Here is a 2,872-nt window from a genome sequence, read left to right on the forward strand (position 1 = left end):
CGCTCGCCCAAGCCGGCGGGCACCAGCGAAAAGCCGGCCGTCAGGGCCGGCAGTTTGCCATTGATGAAGGACTGCAGGCGCGGCAGCAGGTAGTCGCGCTGGTGCCAGAACACCCCGCCGCCCAGGCTGATGCGCTCCAGGTCCAGCGTGACGACCAGGTTGTACAACGCACGTCCCATGACCCGGCACAACTCGTCCACCAGGGCAACGGCCTGCGCGTCACCGGCACGGGCCGCCGAAAAAACCCCGGCCGTGTCCGCATAGCCGCCCGCCGCAAAACGCCGCGCCACCGCGTTGCCGGCCACCAGCCCTTCCAGATCCCCGATGTTGCCGCAGCCGCACAGCGCGTCAACGTTGTCGCTGACGAACATGTGGCCCGCGTGGCCGGCGTTGCCGTGCTTGCCGCGCAGCACATGGCCATCGACACACAGGCCGCAGCCAATGCCGGTACTCCAGGTCACGTAGGCGCAGTGGTCCAGGCCCTGCAGCGCGCCCCAGCGGCGCTCGGCCTGCAGCGCGCCTATGCCGTCGTTGGCGATCCGCACGTCTGCAAATCTCTCGCGCAGCGGCGCTTGCAGCGGCGCGCGGGTCCAGTCGTTGGGCAAGCCGCGCGCCGGTCCGGCCAGGCCACCGCAGATATTGGGAGCGGCCAGCTCGATCAGGCCGGCGTTCATCACGAACGGGCCGCACGACGACACGCCCACCGCCTCAAGGTCTTGCTCGGGCACGCCAGCCTCGGCGCAGGCGGCCGCGAGCATGCGCAGGATTTGCTGCGCCACGGCGTCGGGCGCGCCAGTTTTGGCGGTGGGCTCGGCCCGCCAGGCCAGCAGCGCCGGCGGCTGGCCCGGCGCGCCCAAGCCATCGGCCGCCAGGCTGACGGCGATTTTGCTGCCTCCGAGGTCAACACAGGCTTTCATGCGGCGCGTCTTTCTACGGTTCAGAGAACGTGGGAAATCAGGCTGGCCACAAAGCTCAGCAAGATCGTGGTGGTTAACGGAATGAACCACTCGCGGCCAAACAGCCGGAAGCGCAGGTCGCCCGGCAATTTGCCAAAGCCGAGTTTTTGCAGCAGCGGGCTGAACCAGCTGATGACCATCAGGGCCAGGAAAATGACGATAAACCAGCGAATCATCGGGCCAGTTTAGAGGCTGGCCGGCTCACAGCGTGTGCATGCGGTCGCCGGCGGCAAAGCCCAGCGGCTGCCAGGCCGTGCCGTCGGGGTGGTGAAGCGTGTCGGTGGCAAAGGCGACGACCTTGAACAGCTCGCCCATTTCATGCTCGTTGACGAGTTTTTGTACCATGGCGCGCTCGGCCAGGCTGGCGTTTTCCAGGCCGTCGAGCAGCCCGCAGTTCAGCAAGAACCGGCCTTGGCTGGTGTAGCCCGCCACCGGCAGCCCGGCGTCCTGCCCGGCCAGCGCAATGCCGGTGAAGTTGACGTGGGCGGTGATGTCTTTTTCGCCCACGTCGGCCAGCGGATCGGCGTCAAGCAAGTGCGCGCGGTGGCACATCACCGTGCCCATGCTGCGCTGGGGGTGGTAATACTCGTGCTCGGGAAAGCCGTAGTCGAGCAAAAACACGGCGCCGGTTTCCAGCCGGTCCGCCAGCGTGCGGACAAAGCCTTCAGCCTGCGGGTGGATTTCGGTGACGTAATCGTGGTGGCCGGCCACGTCCAGCGGCGGCCGCAAATCGGTGGGACGGTCGGCGTAGGTAAAACGACCTTCATGCAGCACCACGCCGCGCTCGTGCCACACGCCCGCCAGCCGCGCCAGCAATTTGACCGGCATCGCGTCCAGCACCTCATTGCCCAGCACCACGCCGCGCATCCGGGTCGGCAACGCGCTGGCCCACTGCACCTTGCCGGCATGGGCGGCCAGCCGCTCGCGCTGGCGTTCGCGCAGGCTGCCTGACAGATCGACAATCGTGTAGCGCTCGACCTGTGGCCCCAGCGCGTCCAGCAGTTGCAGCGCCAGCGCACCGGAACCGGCGCCAAACTCCCAGACCTCGGCCGTGCCGCTGGCCTGCAGCGCCTGGGCCACCTGGCGTGCCAGCGCCCGGCCAAAGTGAGGCGACAGCTCGGGCGCGGTCACAAAATCGCTGCCGCCGCCCTTGACACCTTCGGGCATCAGGCCGAACTTGCGGGAATCGTGGGCGTAGTAGCCCAGGCCGGGCGCGTACAGCGCCAGCGCCATGAACGCATCAAAGCCCAGCCAGCCGCCGGCCGCGTTCATGGCCCCGGCGATGTGCTCGGTCAGCTTGCTCGTTAAAATGGAAAGATTGATCATTTGGGTCATCGTCGTTGTCAGCCATGATTGTCAGCGATTCACCTTTGGCCATCCCGCCGCACCCGCCCCTAACAGCTACCCGATGAAGCCCTCCCCGTCTCATGCGCTTGCGCGCCCTGTTGTGTTGGTCACCGGCGCCGCCAAGCGGCTGGGCCGCGAAATTGCGCTGGCGCTCGCCGCTGGCGGCTGGCAGGTGGCCGTGCATTACCGCAGTTCGGCCAAAGAAGCCCTCAAAACCGTCGCCGACTGCGCCAGACTGGCAGGCTCTGCAGCGGCTTTTGACGCTGATCTGGCGGATGAAGCGGCGGTGCGCGGTCTGCTTGCGCGCGTGGTGGCGCATTTTGGCCGCGTCCATGCGGTGGTCAACAGCGCCTCGACCTTTGAGCACGACAGCGCCGCCAGTTTTGGCTTTGCCAGCCTGGACAAGCACCTGCACAGCAACACTGGCGCCGCCATTTTGCTGGCCCAGGCGCTGCATGCGCATGTGGCGTCCCGCCAGGCCGCAGGCGCGGCACCAGCGCACGCGGGCCGGTGCGCGGTGGTCAACCTGCTCGACCAGAAGCTGTGGAACCAGAACCCGGACTTTTTCA

The 2,872-nt window shown here is 67.3% G+C and carries 4 protein-coding genes; 1 reads left to right on the forward strand and 3 read right to left on the reverse strand.

The features are described from left to right. The 3 genes from IV091_RS15080 to IV091_RS15090 all read right to left on the reverse strand — a co-directional run. A partial coding sequence (locus IV091_RS15080; protein WP_293470078.1) for an ROK family protein occupies window positions 1–917 on the reverse strand: 917 nt, incomplete at its 3' end. Window positions 918–937: 20 nt separating this feature from the next. Then, entirely contained in the window at window positions 938–1,132 is a 195-nt protein-coding gene (locus IV091_RS15085) for a DUF2905 domain-containing protein (RefSeq protein WP_293470079.1), read from the reverse strand. Between the two features lie 25 nt (window positions 1,133–1,157). Continuing rightward, window positions 1,158–2,282 carry an SAM-dependent methyltransferase gene (locus IV091_RS15090; RefSeq protein ID WP_293470080.1) on the reverse strand — a complete coding sequence of 375 codons (1,125 nt, stop codon included), beginning with the start codon at window positions 2,280–2,282 and terminating at the stop codon, window positions 1,158–1,160. 82 nt (window positions 2,283–2,364) lie between these two features. Here IV091_RS15090 and IV091_RS15095 point away from each other — a divergent pair. Beyond that, window positions 2,365–2,872 (forward strand): SDR family NAD(P)-dependent oxidoreductase (locus IV091_RS15095; protein ID WP_293470081.1); only part of this gene is annotated, 508 nt, incomplete at its 3' end.

Source organism: Polaromonas sp. (assembly GCF_018780625.1).
In the GTDB taxonomy this organism is placed as follows: Bacteria; Pseudomonadota; Gammaproteobacteria; order Burkholderiales; family Burkholderiaceae_C; genus Polaromonas.

Bases quoted from the DNA above. Each gene is read 5' to 3' on its own strand.
- IV091_RS15085 (WP_293470079.1), bottom strand. From the start codon at position 1,132: ATGATTCGCTGGTTTATCGTCATTTTCCTGGCCCTGATGGTCATCAGC.
- IV091_RS15090 (WP_293470080.1), bottom strand. From the start codon at position 2,282: ATGATCAATCTTTCCATTTTAACGAGCAAGCTGACCGAGCACATCGCC.